Source organism: Paracoccus binzhouensis, assembly GCF_016446475.1.
GTDB classification, from domain to species: domain Bacteria; phylum Pseudomonadota; class Alphaproteobacteria; order Rhodobacterales; family Rhodobacteraceae; genus Paracoccus; species Paracoccus binzhouensis.
Map to the genome: position 1 here is coordinate 1 of NZ_JAEHFP010000068.1, position 24,941 is coordinate 24,941.

General features: G+C 66.2%; 20 protein-coding genes and 5 pseudogenes. 15 read left to right on the plus strand and 10 right to left on the minus strand.

Going from position 1 to position 24,941, the window contains the following annotated elements; genetic code table 11:
• The 4 genes and pseudogenes from I9P22_RS24605 to tnpC form a co-directional block, all read left to right on the plus strand.
• Window positions 1-229 (plus strand): hypothetical protein (locus tag I9P22_RS24605; protein ID WP_233253418.1); only part of this gene is annotated, 229 nt, incomplete at its 5' end.
• Between the two features lie 148 nt (window positions 230-377).
• Window positions 378-767: a transposase gene (locus tag I9P22_RS15195; RefSeq protein WP_199260371.1), complete on the plus strand. Its 390-nt coding sequence runs from the start codon at window positions 378-380 to the stop codon at window positions 765-767.
• A 91-nt stretch (window positions 768-858) separates the two neighbouring features.
• Complete coding sequence (tnpB, locus tag I9P22_RS15200; RefSeq protein ID WP_233253419.1) at window positions 859-996, plus strand: IS66 family insertion sequence element accessory protein TnpB; 138 nt, start codon at window positions 859-861, stop codon at window positions 994-996.
• A gap of 174 nt (window positions 997-1,170) precedes the next feature.
• A pseudogene (gene tnpC / locus I9P22_RS15205) lies at window positions 1,171-2,725 on the plus strand (IS66 family transposase).
• 110 nt (window positions 2,726-2,835) lie between these two features.
• On the opposite strand, the gene I9P22_RS15210 reads toward tnpC, so the two are convergent.
• The 3 genes from I9P22_RS15210 to I9P22_RS15220 all read right to left on the minus strand — a co-directional run bounded on the left by I9P22_RS15210 (window position 2,836) and on the right by I9P22_RS15220 (window position 7,050).
• Window positions 2,836-4,074, minus strand: coding sequence for an NAD(P)/FAD-dependent oxidoreductase (locus I9P22_RS15210; protein ID WP_199260373.1), 1,239 nt, complete (start codon window positions 4,072-4,074; stop codon window positions 2,836-2,838).
• 16 nt (window positions 4,075-4,090) lie between these two features.
• A complete protein-coding gene (locus I9P22_RS15215) occupies window positions 4,091-6,337 on the minus strand; it encodes a S9 family peptidase (RefSeq protein WP_199260374.1) in 2,247 nt (748 codons plus the stop codon).
• Between the two features lie 92 nt (window positions 6,338-6,429).
• The gene (locus I9P22_RS15220; RefSeq protein WP_199260375.1) at window positions 6,430-7,050 is read right to left on the minus strand and encodes a TetR/AcrR family transcriptional regulator; all 621 of its coding nucleotides are present in this window, start codon (window positions 7,048-7,050) and stop codon (window positions 6,430-6,432) included.
• A gap of 190 nt (window positions 7,051-7,240) precedes the next feature.
• Here I9P22_RS15220 and I9P22_RS15225 point away from each other — a divergent pair, with 190 nt between their 5' ends.
• The 7 genes from I9P22_RS15225 to I9P22_RS15255 all read left to right on the plus strand — a co-directional run bounded on the left by I9P22_RS15225 (window position 7,241) and on the right by I9P22_RS15255 (window position 16,680).
• Complete coding sequence (locus I9P22_RS15225) at window positions 7,241-8,623, plus strand: MFS transporter (RefSeq protein WP_199260376.1); 1,383 nt, start codon at window positions 7,241-7,243, stop codon at window positions 8,621-8,623.
• A gap of 47 nt (window positions 8,624-8,670) precedes the next feature.
• Window positions 8,671-9,783 carry a serine hydrolase domain-containing protein gene (locus I9P22_RS15230; protein WP_199260377.1) on the plus strand — a complete coding sequence of 371 codons (1,113 nt, stop codon included), beginning with the start codon at window positions 8,671-8,673 and terminating at the stop codon, window positions 9,781-9,783.
• A 9-nt stretch (window positions 9,784-9,792) separates the two neighbouring features.
• The gene (locus I9P22_RS15235; protein WP_199260378.1) at window positions 9,793-11,295 is read left to right on the plus strand and encodes a M81 family metallopeptidase; all 1,503 of its coding nucleotides are present in this window, start codon (window positions 9,793-9,795) and stop codon (window positions 11,293-11,295) included.
• Between the two features lie 98 nt (window positions 11,296-11,393).
• Entirely contained in the window at window positions 11,394-12,872 is a 1,479-nt protein-coding gene (locus tag I9P22_RS15240) for a M17 family metallopeptidase (RefSeq protein ID WP_199260379.1), read from the plus strand.
• Window positions 12,873-12,877: 5 nt separating this feature from the next.
• Window positions 12,878-13,939 carry a M42 family metallopeptidase gene (locus I9P22_RS15245; RefSeq protein ID WP_199260380.1) on the plus strand — a complete coding sequence of 354 codons (1,062 nt, stop codon included), beginning with the start codon at window positions 12,878-12,880 and terminating at the stop codon, window positions 13,937-13,939.
• A gap of 213 nt (window positions 13,940-14,152) precedes the next feature.
• A complete protein-coding gene (locus I9P22_RS15250; protein WP_199260381.1) occupies window positions 14,153-15,499 on the plus strand; it encodes a carbohydrate porin in 1,347 nt (448 codons plus the stop codon).
• 134 nt (window positions 15,500-15,633) lie between these two features.
• Window positions 15,634-16,680, plus strand: coding sequence for an ornithine cyclodeaminase (locus I9P22_RS15255; protein ID WP_199260382.1), 1,047 nt, complete (start codon window positions 15,634-15,636; stop codon window positions 16,678-16,680).
• Window positions 16,681-16,708: 28 nt separating this feature from the next.
• Here I9P22_RS15255 and I9P22_RS15260 read toward each other — a convergent pair whose 3' ends face one another.
• Together I9P22_RS15260 and I9P22_RS15265 are read right to left on the minus strand one after the other, a co-directional pair.
• Window positions 16,709-18,265 (minus strand): argininosuccinate lyase, encoded by a 1,557-nt coding sequence (locus I9P22_RS15260; protein ID WP_199260383.1) that lies wholly within the window; start codon window positions 18,263-18,265, stop codon window positions 16,709-16,711.
• A 1,160-nt stretch (window positions 18,266-19,425) separates the two neighbouring features.
• Window positions 19,426-19,656, minus strand: coding sequence for a hypothetical protein (locus tag I9P22_RS15265; RefSeq protein ID WP_199260384.1), 231 nt, complete (start codon window positions 19,654-19,656; stop codon window positions 19,426-19,428).
• A 253-nt stretch (window positions 19,657-19,909) separates the two neighbouring features.
• Between I9P22_RS15265 and I9P22_RS25070 the strand changes: the two are divergent.
• The 3 genes and pseudogenes from I9P22_RS25070 to I9P22_RS25075 form a co-directional block, all read left to right on the plus strand.
• A pseudogene (locus I9P22_RS25070) lies at window positions 19,910-19,984 on the plus strand (hypothetical protein); the annotation flags it as partial.
• Window positions 19,985-20,029: 45 nt separating this feature from the next.
• A complete protein-coding gene (locus I9P22_RS15275; RefSeq protein ID WP_199260385.1) occupies window positions 20,030-20,731 on the plus strand; it encodes a LysR substrate-binding domain-containing protein in 702 nt (233 codons plus the stop codon).
• A gap of 291 nt (window positions 20,732-21,022) precedes the next feature.
• Window positions 21,023-21,070, plus strand: a pseudogene (locus I9P22_RS25075) (hypothetical protein); the annotation flags it as partial.
• Here I9P22_RS25075 and I9P22_RS15285 read toward each other — a convergent pair.
• The 5 genes and pseudogenes from I9P22_RS15285 to I9P22_RS15305 all read right to left on the minus strand — a co-directional run bounded on the left by I9P22_RS15285 (window position 21,048) and on the right by I9P22_RS15305 (window position 24,414).
• On the minus strand, window positions 21,048-21,371 hold the full coding sequence (locus I9P22_RS15285; RefSeq protein ID WP_233253421.1) for a DUF6525 family protein: 324 nt from the start codon (window positions 21,369-21,371) through the stop codon (window positions 21,048-21,050). The pseudogene I9P22_RS25075 and the gene I9P22_RS15285 sit on opposite strands and share 23 nt — an antisense overlap.
• A complete protein-coding gene (locus tag I9P22_RS15290) occupies window positions 21,371-22,036 on the minus strand; it encodes a DUF1826 domain-containing protein (protein WP_199260386.1) in 666 nt (221 codons plus the stop codon). Before I9P22_RS15290 ends, I9P22_RS15285 begins: the two co-directional genes overlap by 1 nt.
• 155 nt (window positions 22,037-22,191) lie before the next feature.
• Window positions 22,192-22,371 (minus strand): annotated as a pseudogene (locus I9P22_RS15295) (GTP-binding protein); the annotation flags it as partial.
• Window positions 22,372-22,870: 499 nt separating this feature from the next.
• Window positions 22,871-23,767 carry a nickel/cobalt transporter gene (locus I9P22_RS15300; RefSeq protein ID WP_199260387.1) on the minus strand — a complete coding sequence of 299 codons (897 nt, stop codon included), beginning with the start codon at window positions 23,765-23,767 and terminating at the stop codon, window positions 22,871-22,873.
• A complete protein-coding gene (locus I9P22_RS15305) occupies window positions 23,749-24,414 on the minus strand; it encodes a DUF1007 family protein (protein WP_199260388.1) in 666 nt (221 codons plus the stop codon). The genes I9P22_RS15300 and I9P22_RS15305 overlap by 19 nt, the downstream gene beginning before the upstream one ends.
• 193 nt (window positions 24,415-24,607) lie before the next feature.
• Here I9P22_RS15305 and I9P22_RS15310 point away from each other — a divergent pair.
• A pseudogene (locus I9P22_RS15310) lies at window positions 24,608-24,781 on the plus strand (IS21 family transposase); the annotation flags it as partial.
• Window positions 24,782-24,941 lie beyond the last annotated feature (160 nt).

Consider the following 24,941-nt stretch of genomic DNA (forward strand, 5'->3'; position numbering starts at 1 on the left):
CCCTCGCAGCCGTCAACGCCATGATTTATATGCGAAATATCACGATTACGACAGCGAAATCAGCGACTTACTTGGAGAATGTGGGATCCCTTGGCTTCCTTGTGAAAGTTTATTTGGCGACTGCTGCTCGTCTTTGAACAAAGAAAATCTAGCCGATGAGGAAGAACACCACGGAAAAACTGGTAGTGTCCGCGGATGTGGTGTAATTCCATCGACACGTTCGGTGTGATCTCGGGTGGCCAGCGAAGTGTATGATCGAGGTGGAGTTTCGACGCTTCAACCACGAACCATACGTAAGCGGCGCGTGGACCGCACCTTCCAGCCTTTGTCCTGATCGTCGCATTGGAGAGTTGTGATGATCGGAACGGAGCTTCTCCATGGAGACTGCATTGGAGGTTCTCCCGGTCGGCGGCCGAGGTCGGCGGAACCGGAAGTGGCCGGCTGAGGTGAAGGCGCGGATAGTTGCGGAAACGCTGCTGCCGGGTGCAACGGCGAATGAAGTGGCGCGTCGGCACGGCTTGCCGGCAAACCATGCGTCGTCGTGGCGAACGCTTGCTCGGAAAGGGCGACTGGTGTTGCCTGGGCCGGAGGATCCGGTTGAGTTTGCGGCGCTGATGGTCGGCACGGTTGGTGAAGCCGCGGGTGGAGACGCGGACACTGCGGTCCGGCCCGAGATTGTCGCGGGCGCGGTGGTGATCCGCCTGGAAGCCGAGGCCACGGCGGATCGGATAGCCTCGGTCGTGCGTGCCTTGGCGACCAGCCCATGATGTTCCCGTCGAACCGGGTGCGGATCATGGTCGCGACCAAGCCGTCGACTTCAGGAAGGGTCATGACGGGTTGGCGTCGCTGGTATCATCCATGCTGCGCAAGGATCCCTTTACCGGCATGGTCTTTGTGTTCCGTTCGCGCCGGGCAGACCGGCTGAAACTCTTGTATTGGGACGGCACCGGTCTGGTGATGGCTTACAAGCGGCTGGAGGATGCGAGCTTCACCTGACCCGGCATCAAGGACGGGGTAATGGCGCTGAACCATGCCCAGTTCGAGGCGCTGTTTGCCGGTCTGGACTGGCGCCGCGTCAAAGCGCTGGAAACCCGACCACCTGCTGCGACAGAATGAATCAACAGGTTGGTTTTGCGTGTTTTTGATGGCGGTTGGTGATAGCGTCAGGCTATGCAGGCCGTCCCCGCTCTTGATCTCTCCGCCATCCCTGTCGCGCAACGCGCGGCGGTTCAGGCATTGATCGAGCAGGTGGCAGCACTGACGGAGATCACCCGGCGGCAAGAGCACCTGATAGCCGAACTGAACCATGCGCTGCATGGCAAGCGGTCGGAAAAGCTGACCGAGGATGAACGGCAGCCGGCCTTCAAGGACCTGTCCATCGCGCTGGCCGAGGTCGAGGCAGAGAAGGAGACCCGTTCCGCCAAAGGGGGCAACAGGGCAACCAGGCCCGCGCCGAAGCGCACTATCGGCAACCTGCCGGCTGCATTGCCGCGCATCGAGGAAATCATCGAGCCTGACAGCCTGATCTGCCCCTGCGGTTACGGTGTCATGCATAAGATCGGTGAGGACCGCTCGGAACGGCTGGACATTGTCCCGGCTCAGTTGCGCGTCATCGTCACCGTGCGCCCGAAATACGCCTGCCGGACCTGCACCGACGGTGTGACCCAAGCGCCCGCGCCGTCCCACCTGATCACGGGCGGCCTGCCGACTGAGGCGACCTTGCCCCACGTGCTGGTCAGCAAATATGCGGATCATCTGCCGTTATATCTTCAGAGCCAGATCCTGGCGCGGGCAGGCCTCGATCTGCACCGTGCCGTGCTGGCCGATTGGGTCGGCAAGGCGGCCTTCCATCTGAAACCCGTCGTGGACCGGCTGGCTGAGCACCTGAAACGATCAGGCAAGCTGTTCATGGACGAAACCACCGCCCCGGTGCTGGACCCTAGGCGCGGCACGACCAAGACCGGATATCTCTGGGCACTGGCCCGAAATGACCACCCCTGGGGCGGCGAAGAACCGCCCGGGGTGGTCTGCTCTCAGCTCCGGTCGCGCGGGCGAGAATGCCGAAACCTTCCTGACCGGCTTCGGCGGTATCCTGCAAGTCGACGGCTACACCGGCTACAACCGGCTGACCAAACCCTCGCGCAAGGACGGCACCCTCATTCGGGTGGCCCATTGCTGGGCGCATGCCAGGCGCAAGCTGAAGGAGGTCTTCGACCGCGATGGCTCGGAGATTGCCGCCGAGGGCCTGCGCCGCATCGCAGAACTCTACGCCGTCGAGGCCGATATCCGCGGCATCTCGCCCGGGCAGCGCCTGTCTGCCCGTCGGGCCCGCATCGTGCCGCTGGTGGTGGCCTTCGGCGACTGGCTTCAGGCGCAGCGCCGCAAGATCTCCACCAAATCCCGATTGGGCGAAAAGCTTGCCTACATCCACAACCATTGGGACGGGCTGCAAACCTGCCTGACCGACGGCCGTGTCGAGATCGACTCCAATCGGGTCGAGAATCTCGTCCGCCCGATTGCCCTCAATCGCAAGAATGCACTCTTCGCCGGTCACGACGAAGGCGGCATCGCCTGGGGCCGCATCGCCTCGCTGATCGAGACCTGCAAGATCAACGGCGTCGAGCCCTTCGCCTACCTCAAGGCAACCCTGACCGCCATCGCCAAAGGTCACCTGCAAAGCCGCATCGACGACCTGCTGCCATGGAGCTTCAAGCCGTCAAGATAAGCTGGTCGTGCCCTCCAGCGACCGCTTACGGATCAGTTGAGGGGTTATCGGAAGCCCGGCACCGGACCGCCCTCCAGGGAGGTGGCAGCGGCGAGGAGAGCATGCTGCCGTCAGAACCCGTACCGTGCCGGCAGAAACGGTTCCGGTGCTACCGGAGGAGGTTCGCTCGACATCAGAGCAGCCAAGTGTCGGCCGCTGGCGGGGCCGAGAGTCAGGCCCTGGTGGCCGTGGCCGAAATTGACCCATAGCCGTGGAAGCCTTGTGGATTCCCCGATCAGCGGGATCATGTCGGGCAGGCAGGGGCGGGTGCCGGTCCATGGCTGGATCTCATCGGCCCGCCCGATGTCCAGGATACCGCGCGCCGCCGTTTCGGCGCTGGCCAGTTGCGCGTAGTCCGGCGGAAGGTGCAATCGGGCAAGATGCGCGCTGGTGGTGATCCGCAGCCCCTGTTCGACCGGGGTGGCGACGTAACCGTGGTCGGTGTCCAGCATCGGCACCTTCAGCGGAACCGGCGCGGTATAGTGGCGATGATAGCCGCGCTTGTAGACCATCGGGACGCGGATGCCCAATCCGGCCAGAAATCGCGGCGTCCATGGGCCGGCGGCAAGCACCAGATGCGGCGCCGACCAATCGCGTCCTGCCGTCTTTGCCGTCCAGCCGGTGGCGGTTGCCCGAATCGCGGTCACCTCGGCCCCGACGATATGCCCGCCTCGGGCGACGAGGGCAGCCGCATAGGCCCTGGTCAGGCGACCGGGATTGCTGACGCTCCAGGGATCGAGCCAGTGGATGGCGCCTGCACCGGGCTCCGTGATGGCCGGTTCGGCCGCCTGAAGCGCCGCCGCATCCATCACCGCCAGGTTCAGGCCATGACGCGCGGCCATCTCTTCGCGGCGGCGGGCGGCAGTTTCGAACAAGCGCGGGTCGCGGAAATATTCGCGGTATCCGGTGCGACGGACCAAGCTTCCCGCGCCGGAGGTGTCGATGAAATCCCGATGCGCCGCCAGCGAGGTTCGGATCAGGCTTTCATAGGCCGCCGACAGGACGGCATGGCGCGCGGGGGTCGAGTGGAACCCGTAGCGGACCAGTGCACCGGCCTGCCATGCCAGTTCGCGCCATCGCGCGCGGACATCGTTCCTGCGGCCCAGAAGCACCCCCAGCAGGAAACCGGGCCCAAGCGGCATCGCATAGGGGGCGACGGCCTCGCGCTGGAGGATGCCGGCATTGCCGAAACTGGTTTCGCAGCCCGGCTCCTTGCGGTCGATGACCGTGACGGTCCAGCCGCGCTCCTGCAGTGCCAGGGCGGTAGAGACGCCGACGATGCCGGCGCCGATGACAAGGGCCTCGTTCATTGCGGATAACGGCCTCTCATTCCCGACCTGCAAGGTGACGCAGAAAATAATCGACAGTCCGGCGAAGGGCATAGGGGTGAAAGGCAACGCCATGGCCGGCGCCCGGCACGATGAGCATGTCGAAATCGGCATCGGCCTTCACCAGCACATCGACAAGGCGCAGCATCTGGCTGGGCTGGACATTGTCGTCCATCTCTCCCTGAACCAGGAACAGCTTGCCGGCGATCCGGTCGGCCACATCGGCGCTGGCCAGGCCGCGGCGGGAACCGACATCCATGCCCTGGAACATCTCTGCCCAGTTGGCGATATACAGCGAAACATCGTGGTTGCCGCAGATCGACACCCCGACGGTGAAGAAATCGGGATGGATCGCCATCCCGCGAACCGTCGCGTAGCCGCCGCCCGAGAACCCGGTCAAACCGACACCCTCCGCGATGTCCATCCAGGGGCGATCTGCCGCCAGGGACTTGATGGCCGCCACATGGTCGGCAAGGCCCCCGCAGCTTTCCATCCTTCCATGGGAATGCAGCCAGAAATCCCGGGATCGTCCCGGTGTTCCGGGGCCGTCAAGCAGAAGCGTGACGAAGCCCGCCGCGGCGAGGCCCTCGGCATATCGGGCATAGGTTGTCTGGCCGAACGATTTCGGCGCCATGAAGACCTGCGGACCGCCATAGATGACGTCGATGACCGGATAGGTTTTCTCCGGATCGAATCCCGGGGGCTTGTAGAGCACCCCCCAAAGCTCCGTTTCGCCGTCCAGGGCCTGGACATGAAACGGCTCGGGCAGCGGCATGTCGGCGGGCCAGGCTGCCCCGGCATCCGCATATTCCAGCGTCGTGACCACCCTGCCGTTCCGGTCATACAGGACCGAGACCGGCGGCCGGTCCGGCGCTTCATGGGCGGCGACGAAAAACTTTCCGTCGGGGCTGGTTCCGTTCGGATATCGCCCGCTGCCGGTCGGGACTTGCGTCAGCGCGCGTGACGGCAATGACAGGTCATGGTTGAGATCCTGGCGGGTCAGGCGGCGCAGATCCGTTCCGTCGAAGCGGATCGAATAGACCTGGAGGTAATAGGGATCCAGCCGCGGCTCGCGGCCTGCGGCAGCGAAGAGGACGGTTTCGGCATCCTCGTCGACATGGAGGATCGAAACGACGTTCCATCCGCCCGTGGTGATGCGGCGGCGACTGCGCGGATCGCCGCGCTCGACGAAATAGAGATGGCGCCAGCCGTCAGCCATCGACGACCAGAGGATGCGGCCGTCGCGCAGCACCTGTGGTTGCGGGCTCGGGCTGAAACATGGCCGCCCCGCCGCGGGGCCCTCTTCGATGACCAGTCGCCTGGTGTTGCCGGTTGCGGTGTCCACCTGCCAGAAATCCAGCCGATCTCCGTCGCGCGATCCTTCATGCAGGTAGAAGTGACCTCCGTCGTCGGACCACCAGGCGGGATAGCTGATCAGCGGATTGGCGCCAAAGCTGACCAGTCGATCCATCCTGGCCGGCACCCGCTGTCCGTTCCTGTCGATGAACCACAACTCGCTCAACGCGCCATGCGCGTCGCCGGGAACGGGATAGGGAAAGCTGTGAAGCCTGGGACGCGATCCATCCGGCGGGACCGCCTCGATCAGATGCGCCAGCGGAACCCGGCGCAGATCGGTGCGCAAGGTCGCGATCCGGCTGGAATCCGGCGACCAGAGTGCGATTGGCGGATAGCGGTCCGCCGTGAGGTTGCAGTCGAAGCCCAGGAAATCGCCATAGCCGTTGCGGGCTTCGCCGTCGCGGGTCAGGGGGCGGCGCTTGCCGGTCCCCTCGACCAGCCAGAGATTGTGGTCGCGGATTACCAGACGCGCCGAATGATCCGGCGCCACGTTTTCGGCCGGTGCCGCCACGGGGCCCAGATCGGTCAAGGCCAGCCCATCGCGCGTGGCTCGCCAAAGGCGCTCGTCCAGGCGAAACTCGATTGCCGTGGCATCGCGGGCAAGCCGCACATCCACAGGCTCGACCGCCTCCGGCGCGATCGGCAATGCGGCGATCCGCGCGGCAAGCGCCTCCGGGTCGAAAAGGGGCGCGACCCTTCCCGTCCCGGCCTCGACCAGCAGGTAATCCGTTCCATCCGGCGTGCGGCGGCAATAGGAAAAGAGCTTTCCGTCATCGGACCAGAACGGGCGAACCGTGTCGTTGAAGACCCGGACATTGCGCAGTCCCGAGGCCAGGTAACGTGCCCGCTCGTGCGAATCGGTTCCGGTCGAATTCCCGTTCGCGAGCATGTGTCCCTCCTTCTCCCCACGCCATCATATCATGGGGCAGGAATGCATCTACACAATTGTGTAGTCAATGGTCAATGCAAACGGGATGCGGGTCAGGTGCTGCGTTTTCTACCTTCTTCCGATGCCAGACCCGCCAGAATCAATTGCATGATCCGCTCTTCCTGCAAATTGCGGCGCTTCAGTTCCTCGACCGAGAAGAGATTGCGATTCAGCAGGGTTTCGAATTGCGGCGCCAGCAGAAGATAGCCGATTCGCTGGGCGACCATCCGGATCGAATCCCACAGGGCGGGTTCATCCGGAAACCGGGCGCGGAGATCCGCGTTCAGCATCTCGGTCGTGCCCAGAAGTTCGCGCAGGAATTCAAGCGCGATGGGCCTTTCCTCCATGATCGCGCGGCGCAGATAGCGGACGATCCCCGACAGGCTGCCCGTCTGGCTCTCTATCATCGAGGAAAGCTCTTCGGGGGATGTGGCACGGTTGGCGACCTGCACCAGTTGCAGATATTCGGTCATGACACGCTTTTCCACCGCGTCGCGCAGACCCTCTTTCGACTGGAAATAGAAGCGGACGAGCCCCCAGGACACGCCCGCTTCGTCGGCAATCGCCCTGACGGATGTGGCATCGAAACCGTCGCGCCCGAACAGCATGATGGCTGCCTCCAGCAGGCGTTCGCGTCCGTTGGTCTGTTCGGCTGGCGGGTCTTTCTGTGTCATGGCGGCAATCTAGGCGAAGGCCGGTGCGAAGGCAATTTCCGCCGCCTCAGCCGGATCGGCATGCATCCTGGGGCTCCTGCACATGTTCCATTCTCCAGGTGCTTGAGGGCCCGGGATTCAATCTTCTGGACTCGAACTACACAAATGTGTAGCAATCCTGAACTCAGGAAAGCCGGGAGAGTCGCGCAAGATGGATACCGAAAACAAGCAGCATGCACGGGCGTGGTTGGCGGCCGTCGTCCTTGCCATGGCCGCGATGATCGCCATGGCGGACAAGACGCTGCCGATGCTGCTCATGGAACCGATCAAGCATGCCATGGCGCTGACCGACGTGCAGATCGGCATCTTGACCGGCTTCACCTTCGCGATTGCCATGGCGATCGCCGCCCTGCCGCTGGCATGGCTGGCGGATCGCTATGACCGGACGCTGCTGCTGGCGATCGCCATCACCGTCTGGTGCCTGCTGACCATCGCCAGCGGCTTTGCCACGAACTTCACCGCCTTGTTCCTGTGCCGGCTTGGGGTCGGCCTGGGCGAGGCGGCGCTGATACCGGCCGCATTGTCGTTGATCGCCGATCTGTTTCCGCTTCGGCGCGTTGCCAGGGCGTCGGGGCTGTTCTTCTTTGGCGTGACCTTCGGCGGAGTCGTGGCCATGGTCGGCGGTGGCGCAGTTTACGGATATCTTCATGCCGCCGCGCTGGAAGGCACGCTGCCCCTGGCAAGCGACGATGCCTGGCGCTGGACCACCATCGCATTCGGCGCCGCCGGTCTTGTCGTCGCCGCCCTTGTCGTCACCATCCTCCCCGAGCCGCGGCGGCGCAATCCCGCCATGGCCGCCGCCGCGATCGGCACGCCCGAAGCGGCAGGGTTTCGCGAATACCTGACGGCGACGCTGCCTTTCATCCTGCTTCTGGTCATCTGCCTGGGCATGAGCGCGATCTTCACCGTCGGCTTCAACGGCTGGCTCGCGCCGTTCTTCACCAGAACCTATGGCTGGTCCATCGAGAGGACGGGCAGCACGCTGGGCACGATCCTGCTGGTCGCCGGTCTGCTTTCTCCGTTCATCGGGGTGTTCTTCAATCAGATCGTGCGCCGCTGGATGGGCCGCGAGGCGCCACTGGCCGCGATTTCCCTCATGCTTCTTGTGATCCTGCCCTTCGTGATCGGCGGCCCGCTGATGTCGAACGGGCTTTGGGCGGCGGCAGCGGTTGGCATTGTCATCGCGATTTCCGGCGGGTGCTCGATCGTCATCTCGGTCATTTATGTCAGCATCGCGCCGTCCCACCTGCGCGCCCGGATCACCGCCGTCCTGTTGCTCGTGCTGGGGCTGATCTCGGGTGCCGGAACGGTGGTCTATGCAGGCTTTACCGATATCGTGCTGGGGGATCCTTCCAGAATCCACCTGACGATGTCGCTGCTGTCGGGCCTGCTGATCCTGTTTACCGCGATCACGAGCTTCTTCGTCGACCGCCGCTATCCGGCCGTCGTCGCCATGGCAAAAGAGGCAGAGCTGCGGCATCTCGGAAGCGGCGCAGCCGATCCGCGGGGGCACGAACTTTCCGCGACCAACTGAACGCCCGGCGTTTGCGTTACACATCCATCGACAATACAGGTGAAGCAATGACCTCTCACGGCGCTGTCGAGCGTTTGCAACTCATGCTCGACGATTATGTCGAGAATTTCGGCGCAATCGGCGTGATCGTCGGGATCGACCTGCCCGAGGCCGGGCGCCTCTGCCTCACCGCCGGATCGCGCGCGCAGGGCGAGGCGGCACTCGGGCCATCGGACCTGTTCCAGATCGGCAGCCAGGCCAAGACCTTTGTCGCCCTGTCGTTCCTGCTTCTGTGCCGCGACGGCCTGCTGGACCTAGACGACCCGGTCGCCCGCCATATCGACCTGCCGGTCGACAGGCGGATCACGCTTCGCCACCTGATCATGAACACATCGGGGCTGCCCGAATATCTTTCGCTCATCGATCCGACCTCGGCGGGCCAGATGGCTCCGCGGGACATGGTGATCCCGGCGCTTGAGCAAGGCGTGCTGTTCGCACCGGGGCAGCAGTTCGACTATTCGAACACGGGATGGGTGATCGCCGCCATGGTGATGGATGCGAGGGCGCCGGGCGGCTATGCCGGCTACGTGAAGAAGCGGATCTTCGGCCCGCTCGGCATGCAAGACTCCTGGGTCGGGAGCGGCTATCCGGAGGAACGGCTGGCGCAAGGCTATCTGAAGCGCGCCGGGCAGCCGCCCATCAATGCCGCCAGGGGCTTTTCCTTGGCCTGGGCCTATGGCGCCGGCGATATCATCTCGAACTGCGGCGACATGCTGGACTTCTATCGGGCCTTGTCGCGGCCCGGTAATCCGCTGGGCGTGACGCTGCAGGACATGACCGCGCATTGGGCGCTGCCCGCCGAGAAGCCTTTCCACCCGCTGAGCCTTGGCGCGGCTTACGGCTTTGGGCTGGAAAGGCGGCGCTGGGGCGGGCTGGAGGTCTGGGGCCATCCCGGCCGGACGGTGGGATACGGCGCATCGTCGTGGTTCGTGCCCTCGACCGGAGCGATCGTGACGACGGCCTTCATGTATGTCGAGGACGAATCCGAGCCGCCCCATATCGCCGCGCAGCGATACAATCCCTCGATGCTGTTCACGCAGGTATTGTGCACCGCCCATGCCCTTGCCGATCTTCTGCCCGCGGCGGTCCCGGCACCCGTCCCGGTCGCCGGCAACCGATAAGGCCGCCCGATGCGCTTCTTCATCGCCGGCCTCGCGACCGAAACCAACAGCTTCTCGCCGATCCCGTCCGGCGCGCTGGCCTTTTCGCTCGATCATGTCCGCCGCGTCCGGGCGGGCGAAATCGCACCGCCCAAGGACGAGATGCTGGCGGTCTTCCACGAGCTATGCAGCACCGACGGCCACGAGGTCGTGCAGGGCATTGCCGCCGGGGCGGAACCCGGCGCCCCGGTCGTGCGCGCCGTCTATGAGGAACTGCGCGACATGATCCTGGACGATCTGCGCGCTGCGGGCGCTGTCGATGTCGTCCTGCTTGCGCTTCACGGAGCGATGATCGCGCAGGGATACGACGATTGCGAAGGTGATCTGCTGGCCCGCATCCGCGAGATTGCGCCCCGGGCAATCATTGGCGCCCAGCTGGACCCGCATTGCAGCCTGACCGAAACCATGGTCGCCAATGCCGACCTGATCACCATCATGCGCGAATATCCCCATACCGATTTCGCCGAACGGGCAGCGGATCTGTATCGGCATTGCCTGCGGGCGGCGCGGGGGGAGATCCGCCCGGCGGCGGCGCTGATCGACTGCCGGATGATCGGTTTCTTTCCGACCACGGACGGTGCGATGAAGCAGGTCGTCGGGGCCTTCCGCCACAGCAGTGCCGACCCGCGCATCGTGACCGCGGAATTCGCGCATGGCTTTCCCTGGGGCGACGTGCCGGAGATGGGCGCGCGCGTGCTGGTTTACGCGGATGGCGATCTGGAAATCGCCAAGGCGGAGGCCCTGCGGCTGGCGCGGCTGGTCCATGACCGGCGGCGGGAATTGCAGGCCGCATTCCCCGACCTTGCGTCCTCGCTCGACCGGGCGGAGGGGCTGGACGGCCTGGTCGTGCTGGGCGACTTTGCCGATAATCCCGGCGGCGGGGCGCCCGGCGACAGCACCTTTGTCCTGCGTGAACTGCTGGATCGCGGCATTGCCGATGCGGCGATCGGCGCTTTCCACGACCCGGAGGCGGTGCGGCTCTGCGCCGATGCGGGGGCGGGCGCCACGATCCGGCTGCGTCTGGGCGGCAAGCTGGGACCGGAATCCGGCGCCCCGGTCGATCTGGTGGCCGAGATCGTCGCAGTGGCCGAGGACCATGCCTGCACGGCCTTCGGCATGCGCGTGCCGCTGGGCCGTTCAGCCGCGATCCGCTGCCGGGGCATCAATATTCTGGTCGTCTCGTCCCGTAGTCAGCTCTATGGCGTCAACGGCTTCACCGGGCTTGGCATCTCGCTGCGCGACAAGCGGTTGGTCGTCGTCAAGTCCAGCAACCATTACGTTGCCAGCTTCGGCTCTCTGGCCGATCACATCTGGCATATGGCGACGCCCGGCGCGATGAACCTGGATTTCGCTTCGATTCCCTATCGGCGGCTGGATCGCCCGGTCTTTCCGCTGGTCGAGAACCCCTGGGCCGACGAAGACATGCAGGCCGCGATCCGTATCGCGAAAAGACCTGCATCCGGCGGCATATAGGAATTGCCAGCTACACAATTGTGTAGTAAATATTTCGTCACCCTCCGGCGCTTGGATTCGGATGGCAGAACAGCGGTTTCGCCCTTTCGGGAGTTGGCATGACAGCCTGGACACAAATCGACATCCTGCAATCCGACGAACCCGCGGCGGAATTCGTTCTCGCCTTCGCCGGCAAGGATGGCGCGATACCGGAGAGGGATCAGCCCCGGCTTTCGCTGGCGATCCGCCATACGGGCTTCGCCGCCCAGCCCGGCCAATGGCTCGACGTTCCGCCGGCGAAGGACACCGATGCCCGCATCATCCTGATCGGCGCACCCGAGATCGGCACGGCGACGCCGCATGACTGGGCAAGCCTGGGCGGCAGCATCGTCGAGGCGATGGCGGCGCTTCGGCTGGAACCCGCCCGGCTGTCGGGCGGGGCGGCGCTGGCCGACGATGCCCGCCTGTCCGCGGTCCTGCTGGGGGTGCTGCTGCACGGCTTCCGCCCCGATACCGGGCGCAGGCACCCCGATCCGACGCCATGGCCGCAGCGCCTGCTCATCCCGGCGGGACGGGAGGGCGTGCGCGACCAGGCGCTGCGCACGGCGCGGGCCGTCAACCGCGCCCGCGCCTGGGTCGAGGCGCCGGCCAACCGGCTGACCCCGCAGGCATGGGCGGCGGAACTGCCGGCGATCTTCGAGCCGCTGGGCGCGACCTTGCGGATATTCGACAGCGCCGCCCTGCAGGAAATGGGCGCCTCGGCCCTGCTGGCCGTCGGCCGCGCCTCGGAATTTCCGCCGCTGCTGGCGGTGGTGGAATGGCGCGGCGCGCCGGCGCGCGAAGGCTGGGACGCGGTGCTGGTCGGCAAGGGCATGACCTTCGACAGCGGCGGGCTGAACCTCAAGACCGCGGCGCCGGTGATCGCGCGCATGGGCTTCGACATGGGCGGCGGGGCCGCCGTGCTGGGCGCGGTCGAGCTGGCGGCCTCGCGCAAGGCGGGCTGCAACGTCGCGGCCATCGTGCCGATGGCCGAGAACGCCGTCGACGGGAAAAGCTTCCGGCCCGGCGACGTGATCCAGTCCCTGGGCGGCCTGACCATCGAGATCCGCAATACCGATGGCGAGGGGCGGCTGGTCCTGGCCGACGGCATCGCCTATGGCCTGAAGACCTACCAGCCTGCCCATGTCATCGACATCGCCACCCTGACCGGCATGATCGCCGTGGCATTGCTGGAGGAATTCGCGGGGCTCTATGCCAATAACGATGCGCTGGCCGCCGAGCTCGACGAAGCGGGGCGGGCGACGGGAGAGCTTGTGTGGCGCATGCCCTGCCAGCCCAACCAGGACCATGTGGTCGAGACCCCGGTCGCGGATGTGGCCAACATGAGCACCTTTGCGGGGCTTTTGGGCACCGGCCTGTCCGCCCCGGTTTCCGGCGCGAAACTCTTGCAGAAATTCGTGGGCGATACTCCCTGGGCGCATATCGACATCGCCGGCACCGTCTGGGCCACGCGCCGCTCGGCCTATTGCGGCACTAATGCCACCGGCTACGGGATCCGCCTGCTGGACCAGTGGCTGCGCCGTTTCGAAAGAGGGTGACCGCCATGGATCGCGACAGCGAATTGTTCGACCTGATCGGCGACCTGATCATGTGCCATTCGCCGAGCGGGGTCGAGGCGCGGATCGACGCCTTCCTTCTGCGGCGGCTCTCGGAACTGGGTATCGAGGCAGCACTGGACGCCGCCGGGAACGTCGTCGCGCGCATTCCCGGCAGCGGGGCCGGCAAGCTGGCGATCAGCGCCCACAAGGATGAGATCGGCGCATCGGTCAGCGCCGTCGGGGACGATGGCCGGCTCAGGCTGCGCGCCTTGGGATCGTCCTTCCCCTGGGTCTATGGCGAGGGAATCGTGGATATCCTGGGCGACAGCGAGACGATCCAGGGCGTCCTCAGCTTCGGATCGCGCCACATCACCCGCGCCTCGCCGCAATATCCGCAGCAAGAGACCGCGCCAGTCAAATGGTCGGATGTCTGGGTCGAGACCAAGCGCAGCCGCGACGATATCGCCAAGGCGGGTGTGCGGCCAGGTTCTCGCGTGCTGATCGCGCGGCATCGCAAGGCGCCCTATCGGTTGGGCGACCACATCGCCGGCTATACGCTGGACAACAAGGCCTCGGTCGCGATCCTGATCGAGCTGGCCAAGCGGATCCGCAACCCGGTTTCGGAGATCTGCCTGGTCTTTTCGTCCATGGAAGAGGTCGGTGCCTGCGGCGCGCTCTATTTCACCAGAAACGAGCCCGTGGATGCGATCATCGCGCTGGAGATCGCCCCCCTGTCCGATGAATACGACATCGTGGACGGCCCGGACCCGGTGATCTATGCGCAGGATGGCTATGGCCTTTACCATGAGGGGCTGAACGGCCGGATCGCCGCCGCAGCCGCGCGGGCGGGGGTCGGACTGCAACACTCGGTAGTCCATGATTTCGGCAGCGACGCCTCGATCGTGATGCGCAACGGGCATGCGCCGCGCGGGGCCTGCCTGGCCTTCCCGACGCAGAACACCCACGGATACGAGATCGCGCGCCTTGCCGCGATCGGGAACTGCGTCGCCGTCCTGGAGGAACTTTGCAAGGAGGATCTGTCGCAATGGCGATGCCGGACCACCTGACGCGGACCCTTGCAGGCGGACGACATCGCGAACGCCCGACGCGATAGGCCGGGGACCGGCCGTCAACCACCCCTGACCGGCGGACCGCAAGAAGGTTGCGGCGCCGGACGGAAGCCTGCGCCCAGATCGCAGGCCAAGCGCAGATACGACCAACCCAAGGGTCCGAAGAAGACCCGGCGACAAGACCCCAACGCACCAACAGGAGATGACATCGTGACCGACACGCAAAGTCCCAACCCGCAGAAACCTCGCCACTTCGGCGAGCGTGCCCTGGCCCTCATGCTTGGGGGCCTGTTCGCCGCGGCCCTTCTCGGCGGTACGGCACCGGCCGTCGCGCAGGAGCTGCCGAACTGCGCCAAATACGACCAGCTCAATCACCGGGGGTCCGAGGTCCCTTATCCATCGAATTGCGAAGCAATCGACCCCGAATTGGGCGGCCTGCGCGAAAAGCTTTTCAGCCGTGGCTGGAATCTGCAGGTCGTCACCACCCAGGGCCTGACCTATGACGTCCGCGGCAACGATGGCGGGCCGCAAATCTATACCGGCCAGAAACCGACCGCGAATGCCTCGGTCTCGCTGGTCTTCACGCATGATCTCAGCCGATACGGGCTGCCCGAGGGATCGCTTCTGACCTTTGCCCCGGTGGCCGGCTACACGTCCTTTTCCGGGGCTGGGCTTTCCCACGCCTATGTCAACCAGCTTTCCGCCATGGTGCCGCTGAACGACGGGCGGGTGGTCCTGCAGGCCGGGCAATACAACATGGCGTCGCAATTCTACGGGCAGGCCATCGGCAACAACCTTGCCGCCTCGGCGCTTGGTCCGCAGAGCTTCATCCTCTACGGGCTGGGCGTCGGCGGGTTGAAACCGACGCCGGCCTTCGACATTCGCCTGTCCTCCGCGGACAAGCGCTTCTACACTCATTTCGGTGTCGCCCGAAGCATCAGCCCCGACGGACTTTTCGCCGATGGCGAGGAAAACCATTCGGGCCTGAAATTCTCGACCCGCGGGGCGAAGGCGGTCTTCATCAACGAGGTCGGCTACAGGGTCCAGCCGGACGTGAACCAGCGCAACATCTGGTTGAGGGCAGGCGCCGTCTACAACACTTCCGATTTTGCCCATCTCGACGATCCGGCAACGACCGGCAAGAATTACGGCGGCTATGTCGTCGCGACCTACCAATTGTCGCAGCCCGACATGGCCGCGCCTTATCAGGGCTGGTATTTCACCGGCAGCGTGAACTTCGCCAGGAAACAGGTGAACGCCTTTTCGCATGATGCAGGGCTGGTCTTCTATCGCATCGGGACGTTCAAGAGCCGGCCCTATGACGTGTTCTCGATCGGTGCCGCCAAGACCTATTTCAGCGACGTGGTGGTGCAGAGCGCGACCGATCTGGGGCTGGAGGCGGCTTCCGGTTCGACCAGCTTCCTCGCCTCCTATACCTACCGGCTGCAACAGGGCGCCTATCTGCAATCGGCCATCACCTATATCGACAACCCGACGCTTGCCCCGGTCCGGCCTTCGGCGCTCAACGCCAGCGTCAACCTGACGCTGGTATTCTAGGGCGCCTGGCATCTTCGTGCCTGATGCCCTGAAATAAAAGCCTTCCCGATGACCTTGCGACGGGCCATCGGGACAGGTTTGAAGATCGCTCGCCATCGATCAAATCCGAAACCCATCCCAGGATGATGTTCGCCATGCTCTTGCCGGATCGTGCCCGTGTCCCCTTCGTCAGCGTCGAAAACATGGCGAGGCTGGTGCATTCCATCGGACTGCCGCTGGCACTCGAGGAACTGGCGGCCTGCATCGAGGCCGACTTCCTGCGCTGGGACGAGTTCGACAAGACGCCGCGCCTTGCCTCCCATTCCGTGGACGGGGTGATCGAGCTGATGCCGATCTCGGACCGGCGGCACTATGCGTTCAAATATGTGAACGGACATCCCGTCAACCAGCGGCGGGGGCTGCAGACGGTGGTGGCCTTTGGCGTCCTGTCGGACGTGGCATCCGGCTATCCGTTGCTGATGGCCGAGATGACGCTGCTGACCGCACTTCGGACGGCGGCGATGTCCGCCGTGGCCACGCGCGCGCTGGCGCGCAAGGACGCACGGGTTCTGGCGCTGATCGGCAACGGCGCCCAGGCCGAGTTCCAGGCGATCGCCCTGCAGACGATCTGCGGCATCGACCGGGTCCGGCTCTACGACATCGACCCTGCGGCAACCTGCAAGGCGGCAGGGAACCTGCGGGCCGCAGGGCTTTCGGTGACCGAATGCCGCACCGCCCACGACGCCATCGAGGGCGCCGACATCGTTACCACCTGCACCGCGGACAAGAAATACGCGACGGTCCTGTCGGACAACATGATCGGCGCGGGGATACATGTGAACGCCATCGGCGGCGATTGCCCCGGCAAGACCGAGCTGCACCGCGACATCCTGCTGCGCTCGGACGTCTTTGTGGAGTTTCCCGAACAGACCCGGATCGAGGGCGAAATCCAGCAGATGCCAGAGGACTTCCCGGTGACCGAGCTATGGCAGGTCCTGTCCGACCGGCGTCCCGGTCGCGTATCCGATCAGCAGATCACGCTGTTCGACGGCGTCGGCTTCGCCATCGAGGATTTCAGTGCCTTGCGCTATGTATATGATCGCATGCAGGGCACCGATTTCTTCGACCGGCTTCATCTTCTGGCCGATCCCGAGAATCCCCGCGATCTCTATGACATGTGGCGACGCTTCTGCCCCGGATAGGATCGGGCTGCGTCGCCTTCTCATGATCTCACCGCGCCAGCAATGCGCTGAAATCGCTGTCCAGGCGGGACAGCGCCTCGGCGATATGGCCGCGCTTCCCGGCGATCCAGCGATCCTGCGCCGCGATGCGGGCACGGGCTTCGGTCAGCATCCGCTGGACCTCGGCCGGCTGCGGGCCACCCGATGTCGCGCGGTTGCGGACGATCGCCACCGGGTCCAGCGCGGCGCGAAACTGGGCTTCGGTCAGCGGCAGCTGCGGCGGCGCATCGGTTCCCGCGACGGTTTCGGCGTAGATGCGCTGCGCCTCGGTATAGGGGAAATCAAGCGGGCCGATGCCGCGCGCACGGGCATGGCTGACGATCTCGGAGGCGACATGATGCCCCTCGCGGAAGGGCAGGCCGTGGTCGCGCATCAGGATATCGGCGATCTCCTGCGAGGCGGTCCAGTCGCTGTTCAGCTCCTCCAGTGCGCGCTCGGGATCGACCCGCAACGCCTTCAGCACCCGGTCGAGCCGCGCCAGCGTGCCGATCCCCGCCTCGATGACCGCGGCATTCTCATCGGCATCCTTCGGGTCGCTCATTCCCGGGGTGATGTTATGGGTCTGCAGCACCGGCCCCAGCGCCAGCGCGATCGCCTGCGAGGCACTGCTGCGGGTGGAGTTCAGGATGCCCGGGTTGCGCTTTTGCGGCATGGCCGACGAGACATAGGTGTTGTCGCCCCCCTCCTCGAGCAGGATCCACGGCCGGCTTTGCGCATATTGGGTCATCACGTCCTCGACGAAATTGCCCGCATGCAGCGCGATCGCGGTCACGATCGAGCCAACCTCGACCGGCTCGTCCATCGACGATATCTGCGAGGCGTCATAGGCATTGTCGACCACCGCCGCAAAGCCCAGGTAATCGGCCATCCGCTTGCGGTTCAGCGGCCAGCCGGTGCCGTTCAGGACCGTGGTGCCCATGGCCGAGCGGTCGATGCGCGCATAGGCCTCGCGGATGCGCTGCGCGTCGCGATCCAGCCCGGCGGCATGGCCCAGCAGGTAATGCGCATAGCTGTTCGGCTGGGCCGCCACGCCGTTGGTATAGTTGGGCACGATGGTATCGACATGCCGGGCGGCCAGCTCGACCAGCGTCTCGGTGGTGCGGTTCAGCTGCTCGGCCAGGTCCAGCATCCCGTCGCGCAGCATCGCGGCGCGATAGGTGGCGTGCATGTCCTGGCTGGAGCGGCCGGCATGGATCAGCGTCACCTCGATGCCGCCCTGCTCGATCAGCAGCGGCTCGAAGGTGATGACGGTGCCGGGGCGCTTCGCCCCGGGGGCATTCCCGTTCCCGATGACCGCCTGCAGCGCCCGGCCGATCCTGGGGGCCAGCTCGCGATCCAGCAGGCCCTCGTCGCTGTTGATCACGATGCTGGCCTTGTTGATCTCGCCCAGCCAGAAGAAGGCGTCCCGCGGGACGCCATCATCGGTCCCGGCGGCGGTGCCGCCGGCCGGAAGCGCCAGGGCGCAGGCCATGGCAAGCCCGGCCAGGCCGCAGGCCCGCAGCACTCCGCCGCGCGGCCGGGTGTCGGATTGTCCTTGATGGTTCATCGCTTCTCCTCCTTGAGCGATTGCGTTGGGGATGCGGTCGCCGGCGTCCCTGCCCATTCCTCCCCAGGGGCGCCCGCGGGCTGCATCCCGGTAAGCAGCCCCGGACCCTTGCGGCAAGCGTTCCGGCGTCGGTGCGCGGCAGAAAACCGCTTTCCTGCCGGCAGAATGGGTGGATCGGGTAACATCGGGCGGCGCGGATGTTCCGACTTCCCCGCATCGTGCGCCCCGACCGCCGGCCGCCATGCCGAAGCGGCGCTTGCCGATGCCGCTCCTGCGCAGTCCGGGGCAAGGCGATTCCCCGGCAGCGCGCCCGCCCTTGCAAGGCCGGGACGACGGCATGGCGATCCGCGCCGCGAAAGTCGCCGTTCATATCCGGAAGTTCAGCAGGAAATAGAACCGCCCCCCGGCGGGTCGATATGGTCCAACACAGGCCCGAACCGGGCATATCCGACATCGGCCTGCCCCGTCCGACCGCCCCCGCATGCCGATGGTCACCCGGCCGCCGTCCGCCCCCGCAATGCGCAGGCGCTGTTGTGCGAACACCCTGGCGGGATCCAGGCCGGGATGACGCTGGGTCGCGGCACGCAGCACGGTGGCTTCCAGCCTGCCCCTCAGCTCCTGCACGTCGGTTCCGCCGATGGTCCGGTCCGAGGCCCTGGCCCGCTTGGTGGCGCTGGTCAAGGGTCCAGACCGCACCGGGGATCACCACCTCGACCTCCGTGACCCGGGTGGATATCCGGTGATCCCGAATGTCGAAGATCGGCGAGCTGACGGCGCCGATCTGGGAAAATGCCCAAGCCTCGCCCAAGACGCCCCTGGCCGAAAACTCAGCCCCCGCTCGTTCCGGCCGTCATCCGCATAGCCGGGATTGTCGAGCAACAGCCCAATGCGCCAGTCGAAGGGCCGCCGCTGCCGGTCCGCAGCACCCTGCCCCAGGCAAGGGGGGATCACAGCCGCCCCGAGCAGCAGCGCGATCCATGGCGCCGCCATGCGCCCCTTGCGCCTTGCTGCCAAAAATCCTTTCCGAACGCGCGTCCTGCAGATCATCAGCCAGGCCCTCCCCCGAAGCCGGATGCGAATGGTCAAGGTGATCCCCGGGAAGCGGATTGCGATCCACCCGCCTTTCCAGCCGCGCAGCCGGGGCATGCCGCCCCCTCGCGTCAGCCCGCTTTCCATACCAGCCGCGCAATGCGCTCAAGATTGCCGCCCCTGATCTTGGCCAGCGCGGCGGCGCCAGACGCCAGGGTGCGATCATCCGCGGCGCGCTGCCATAGGCGCCCGTCGGCAGCAGTTTCGGCCGCATTGGGCCGGTTACAGGCGATCAGCATCCAGCGCGCGCCCAGGTGGTAATACAACCGCACCATGCTGAGCTGGCCGCCCAGCCCGTCCATCCCCTCTCGGCACCAGCGCGGCCAGCACGGAAACGCGGCCGCTCAGCGTGGCCGCCAGGAACGCGACGATGGTCGCGAAACCCAGGAATGTCAGCATATCTTTCCCCTATCCCCGACAGACTCCTCCTCCTGTCGCCGGGGAAGATGGCAAAAACCGGCTTGCGCCTGAAATGAACAATCACGGCAAATTCATGCATGAAGCGCATAGACATCGCCCTTCGAGGTCCAGGTCGTCCTGTAGGTCGCCGCCAGCGGCAGTTTCAGCCGCGCCGCCGAGACATCCAGGCTGTCGCAGCCGGCCGTCAGCCGGGCGGCCGACCGGCTTTAACAGCGGCTGAACATCCGCCTGTTTGATCGCACCACGTGACAGGTGGTGCTGACCCCGCGCGGCCAGGCCTTCCTGCCCATCGCGCGGCGGGTGGTGCGTGACCTGACGGTGTCGCTGGATGAACTCGGCAGCTATGTCAGCAGCGTGGTGGAACATGTGACCCTGGCCGCGCTGCCTTCGGTCGCAGCGACGCAGCTTCCCGATGCGCTGCGCCGGCTTCATGCCGACTATCCCGCCGTCACCATCGCCATCCTCGACAGCTTCCGGGACAATGTCGCCGGCGCCGTGGCGCGGGGCGAGGTGGATTTCGGGCTTTCGGTGCGGCCGCCCCCCACGGCAAGGCTGGATTTCGCGCCGCTGGTCGAGGACCGTTTCTTCGCCGTCCTGCATCGGGAGGATGCCTTGGCAGCCGCAGAGGTCCGCTGGTCGGATCTGTTCGCCAGACCCTTCATCGCCATGCGCGGCATGACCAGCATCAGGCGGCTGACCGACCGGGTCGCGGCCGATCTGGGCCTGACCGTCGAGCCGGCGCTGCAGGCTTCCCATCCCGCCACCGCCGGCGCGATGATCCAGGCCGGGATGGGGGTCTCGGCCCTGCCGGAGCTGACCCTGAAACTGCTGCCGGCGGATAACCTGGCGATGCGCCCCCTGACCGCGCCCCTGGTCACCAGGTCCCTGGGCATCCTGACCCGCAGCGGCCGGACGCTTCCGCATCTGGCGAGGGCGCTGGTCGACTACCTGGCCTGACGCCCCCGCGGGCCATGTCGGCGCCGGCGCAGGTGCAACCCCAAACCCGGGCTCCCTGGCCTTGCCCAAGGGCAAGCCACATCGGGGGCCATCGCGCAAGGCAAGCCCCATGTGCAGAGGCCGCAGGTCGCGCCGCATCGTCGCCGACCTGCAGGTGATGCGGGCCCGGACCAAGAGCATCCGCGAGGGGCTCGCGGCCTGCATCCGCACGAAACGATATGGTCGAATATCTCGGCCAGCAGCTCGCGGGCCCTGCCCTCATCCGACCATGCCCTCCTCCGACGCGGCAGGGTGCAGCGCCACGGCTTGCGCTGCGTCAAGCCACCGCTGATCTTCGGCGATGTCTCGCGCCCGCGCCCGATGACGGTGGCATGGTCCAGCCATGCGCAAAGCCCCAGATCCGCGGCGCGTCCCGCATCAGCATCCGCGCCTCGATCAGGTCCAGGCGCTTGCGGGCGACCTCGGTATCGCCGGCGGCTTCCCGCAAGAACCTTTGCCACAGGCGCAAGGCGGAAGCCGGACTCCAGGGCAGCGCCGCCTGCGCCAGCCAGCGGCGCAGTTCGGGCGGCAGGCGGTCGTATTGCGCAAGCGAACAGGGCCGGCGGCGGCGGTGCAGCGAAGTGGCGAGATTGCCGCGCATCAATGCAGCCTCCGCGCCTCGGAAGGGGCGACGGCGGGATCCAGGGCCAGCAGCAGCCGCACCTGCCCGGTCCCGGCGATGGGCGGGGAACGGTGCAGCAGCCGCGTGACCTCATCGCCAGGCCACAGGGCGCCGCGCAGGATCGCGGCCTCGCCGGCGCGCATCTCGCCGACCTGCACGACCCGGCCGGTTTCGTCCGCAAGCCCGAATTGGGTTCCCGGCCCCCGATAGGTGCAGATGAGCCGCCCGGGCATCCGGTCGACATGAAAGCGCCGGCAGGCATCCGTCGTCACCGCCTCGAAGCGGATATGCAGCAAGGGTTGGCCCATGACCTGGGCAAGGACCAGCGCCAGCGCCCCGATATCGCTGGCCAGCAGGTCGCGCATCGTTCCGGCGGACAGCCCGGACTGGTCGCAGGCGGCATGGATGCAGGGCTCGACGGCGCGGACATCCGCCAGCGCGCGCAGCGCCGGCAGCTGTCCGGCCGGAATGCCCCCGATCCATTCGGCGAAGCCGGACGAGAAGCTGCGCCGCCAGACCGCCGCCCCGACCCCCGGCCGGGCCACCTGCTGCAGCACCAGCCCGCTGGTGGATTCAAGGATTGCACGCGCCTTGGCCGGATCGGGGCCCGGGACGTGCGGGGTTGCGGTATCGGTATCGGCCATGCGTCGGTTTTCTCCTCAGGTTGTGCCGCTTTCCGCTGGTTTCATGCGACGGGGTGGCGGTTCCATTGTGGGAAGGGATCGGGCAGGTGCTGCCAGTCCTGCGGGGTGAACCCGGCGGCCATGACCAGGGCATCGTCCAGGGCCCGGCGGATCGCCTCGCGCACCATGCCGGCACCGATGTTCACCTCGGACATGTCGTTGACGATGACCGCGACCCGGTGGCCCTGGCGGTTGTTCAGGGCGTGGTTCAGAAGCGTGGTCCTGCCGGCGCCCAGAAAGCCGGACAGGACGGTGACGGGCAGGCGCGGATCGCCGGGAAGGCGGCTGGCGGACATGGCATCCTCGAATGGTAATGTTATTACATTACTCAAATAGCCGGAATCGCCCGGCCCCGCAACGCCGTTCCGGGGCCGGGACGCGAGGATGAGAAAGCAGCCAGACGCGCAAACCCTGTCGGACGGTGCAACCACCAGCCGCACCCAAGCGGAGACATCATTCGAAGCCGCCACCCATATCAGGCCCCGATGCGATGGGCCGAAGCAGTTTGCCGGGGGGATCGCGAGAATCCGCCGACGTTTTGCGCCGGCGGATGCGCTGGCCGATGCGCTGCGATCATGCCCGGTGACCGGCGCCGCGTCGCCGGCAATGCCCCAAGCGCCGCAGCGGCGGGAAGCGGGCGCCGGGCTCGGCGCCGATGCGCGTGGCGGTTCCGGTGCTCAGGGTGCAAGCGGAACTGGGGCCGGATCCCGGCCGGCAGCCGCCGTACCAACGCATGAAAACAACGTCATTGCATGGCAAGGCAGGGCGCGGGACGCGCTGCGGTCCGGCGGCGGCTCAGAACGCTGCCTGCACCAGGCGCAGCGCCGTCGCGAAGGCGAAGATCGCCACCAAGCCGCCGAGGGCGATCTCGACCAGGCTGGCAAAGACCGAGGCCCGACCAAAGGCCGGCAGCGAGACATGCACGCCGCGGCGCAGGCCGACCGCGGCGACCGCGGCAAGGCCCGTCACCAGCATCGTGCCGCCCCCCATGGCATAGGCCCCGGCAATGCCCACCGCGTCCAGGTCGAGCCGCCAGGTCAGGATCAGCAGGAACAGCGCCCCGGTGCAGGGACGCAGGGCCACCCCGGCGACCAGCGCGGCAGCTTCGCGCCACGAGCGGGTCGCCATGACCTGCTGCGCATCCGGGACATGCGCATGGCCGCAGCCGCATGTTTCGGAATGCTCGTGGCCATCCCGGTGCCGGCTGGTGGCCAGCCGGCGCAACCCGCGCCAGCACAGGATCACCCCCAGCAGGGCGATCGCCGCTGCCGAGAACGGCTCGAGACCGGCCGAGGCGCCCTCGACACGGTCGCGCGCGCCGCCGAAGATCCAGACGCCGACATAGACGAGGACCACCGCTACCGTGGCCTGCGCAAGGCTGGTGGCTGCGGCAAGACCGACCATGCGCTTCATCGGCACGTCGGTCGCGACACCATAGGCGCCAATCAGCGCCTTGCCATGGCCCGGCCCCAGCGCATGCAGGAAGCCATAGGCGAAGCAGATGCCCAGAAACGTGGTGACTGCCCCTGCCTCGCCGCCCCGCAAGGCCCGCAAGGCACGCGCCAGCGCATCCTGATAGTCGCGCTGCCAGTTCACCGCCATCCGTGCGACGCGATCATCCAGCCCGGTCCAGAAGACCAGGCCGGCGGCCACGGCCAGCGCAAGCAGGGCGATCAGGACGGCCTTGCGCATTCCAGCCTCATGTCGTCGGCGAAATCGCCGCCCACGTCGGGATATTTGCCCTGGTCCATGATCTCGTCATTGGTCAGCTTGGCCAGTTCGTCGCCATATCTGCGCTGCGCAGCGGCGATGTCGGCCTTCTCGATCGCGACGCGGCAATCGTCCCGGCCCCTGATCCCGGGCGTCCCGGCCAGTTCGTAGAAGGTGTAATAGGTCGGGTCATAGACCTGCGCCTCGATCCGCTGATCCTCGGGGCGGATCCGCTCCAGAAGCGCGCGTTCATGGGTCACGATGATCCTGCCCTGCTGATAGCGCACGGCGATGTCCAGAGGGCCGGACAGCGCGACCGGCTCGCCGTCATGGGTCAGGTAGAGATCGCCGGCGAAATCCTCGGGCCAGTCGCTGAACATCGCGGTCAGGCGGGCGATCTCGTCATCCGTCAGCACGCCGTCGCCATCCTGGTCCATCTCCATGTCCTCGACCATCAGCATCGAGGAGAAATCGTCGAAGGCCCAGACCAGGCCGACGGCGCCCAACTTTCCTTCGCCGTCGAAGCGGAAGGTCACGCCGGCGTCGATGAAGACATGCGGATGCGCCTCGGCCCTTCCAAGGGCAAGGACCGACAGCAGACACAGAACAGCAAGCCCGAGACAGCGCATGAGGGCTGCCTTATGCGCTGGCGTCCGCCCGGACAAATCACAAAACCGGCGTCTCGGCAGTTTCCCGCCGGGACAGCGGCCGCCCGGTTCGGCCCCGGCTGCCCCTGGTTTCCGCCTTCGGCATCCACCCATCAAAAGCCCCCCTTGCACTGATGGACATGATGCCCCCGCGCTCATCGGGGGCCAATGTGGGATGCTGGTTGTGGAAGCGACAGCGAAGACCCGTCGTGCGTATTTCCTGGAGCAGAAGGCGATCAAGCAGATCTGCCGGGAGTTGCGGGGCTTGCGGAACAGGGTGCGGAAAGTGATCCGCACCGGCGCGACGGACCTGACCCAGGAACGGACGATCCAGCCGCTGCCAAAGGTATCCTCGCCCGCTCGGCTCGCGGCGAAGGATGGGCGTTCGTGCCATCATTGGCACTGCCAAGTCAGCGGGACCTCATCCCACATTCTCCAAGTAAGTCGCTGATTTCGCTGTCGTAATCGTGATATTTCGCATATAAATCATGGCGTTGACGGCTGCGAGG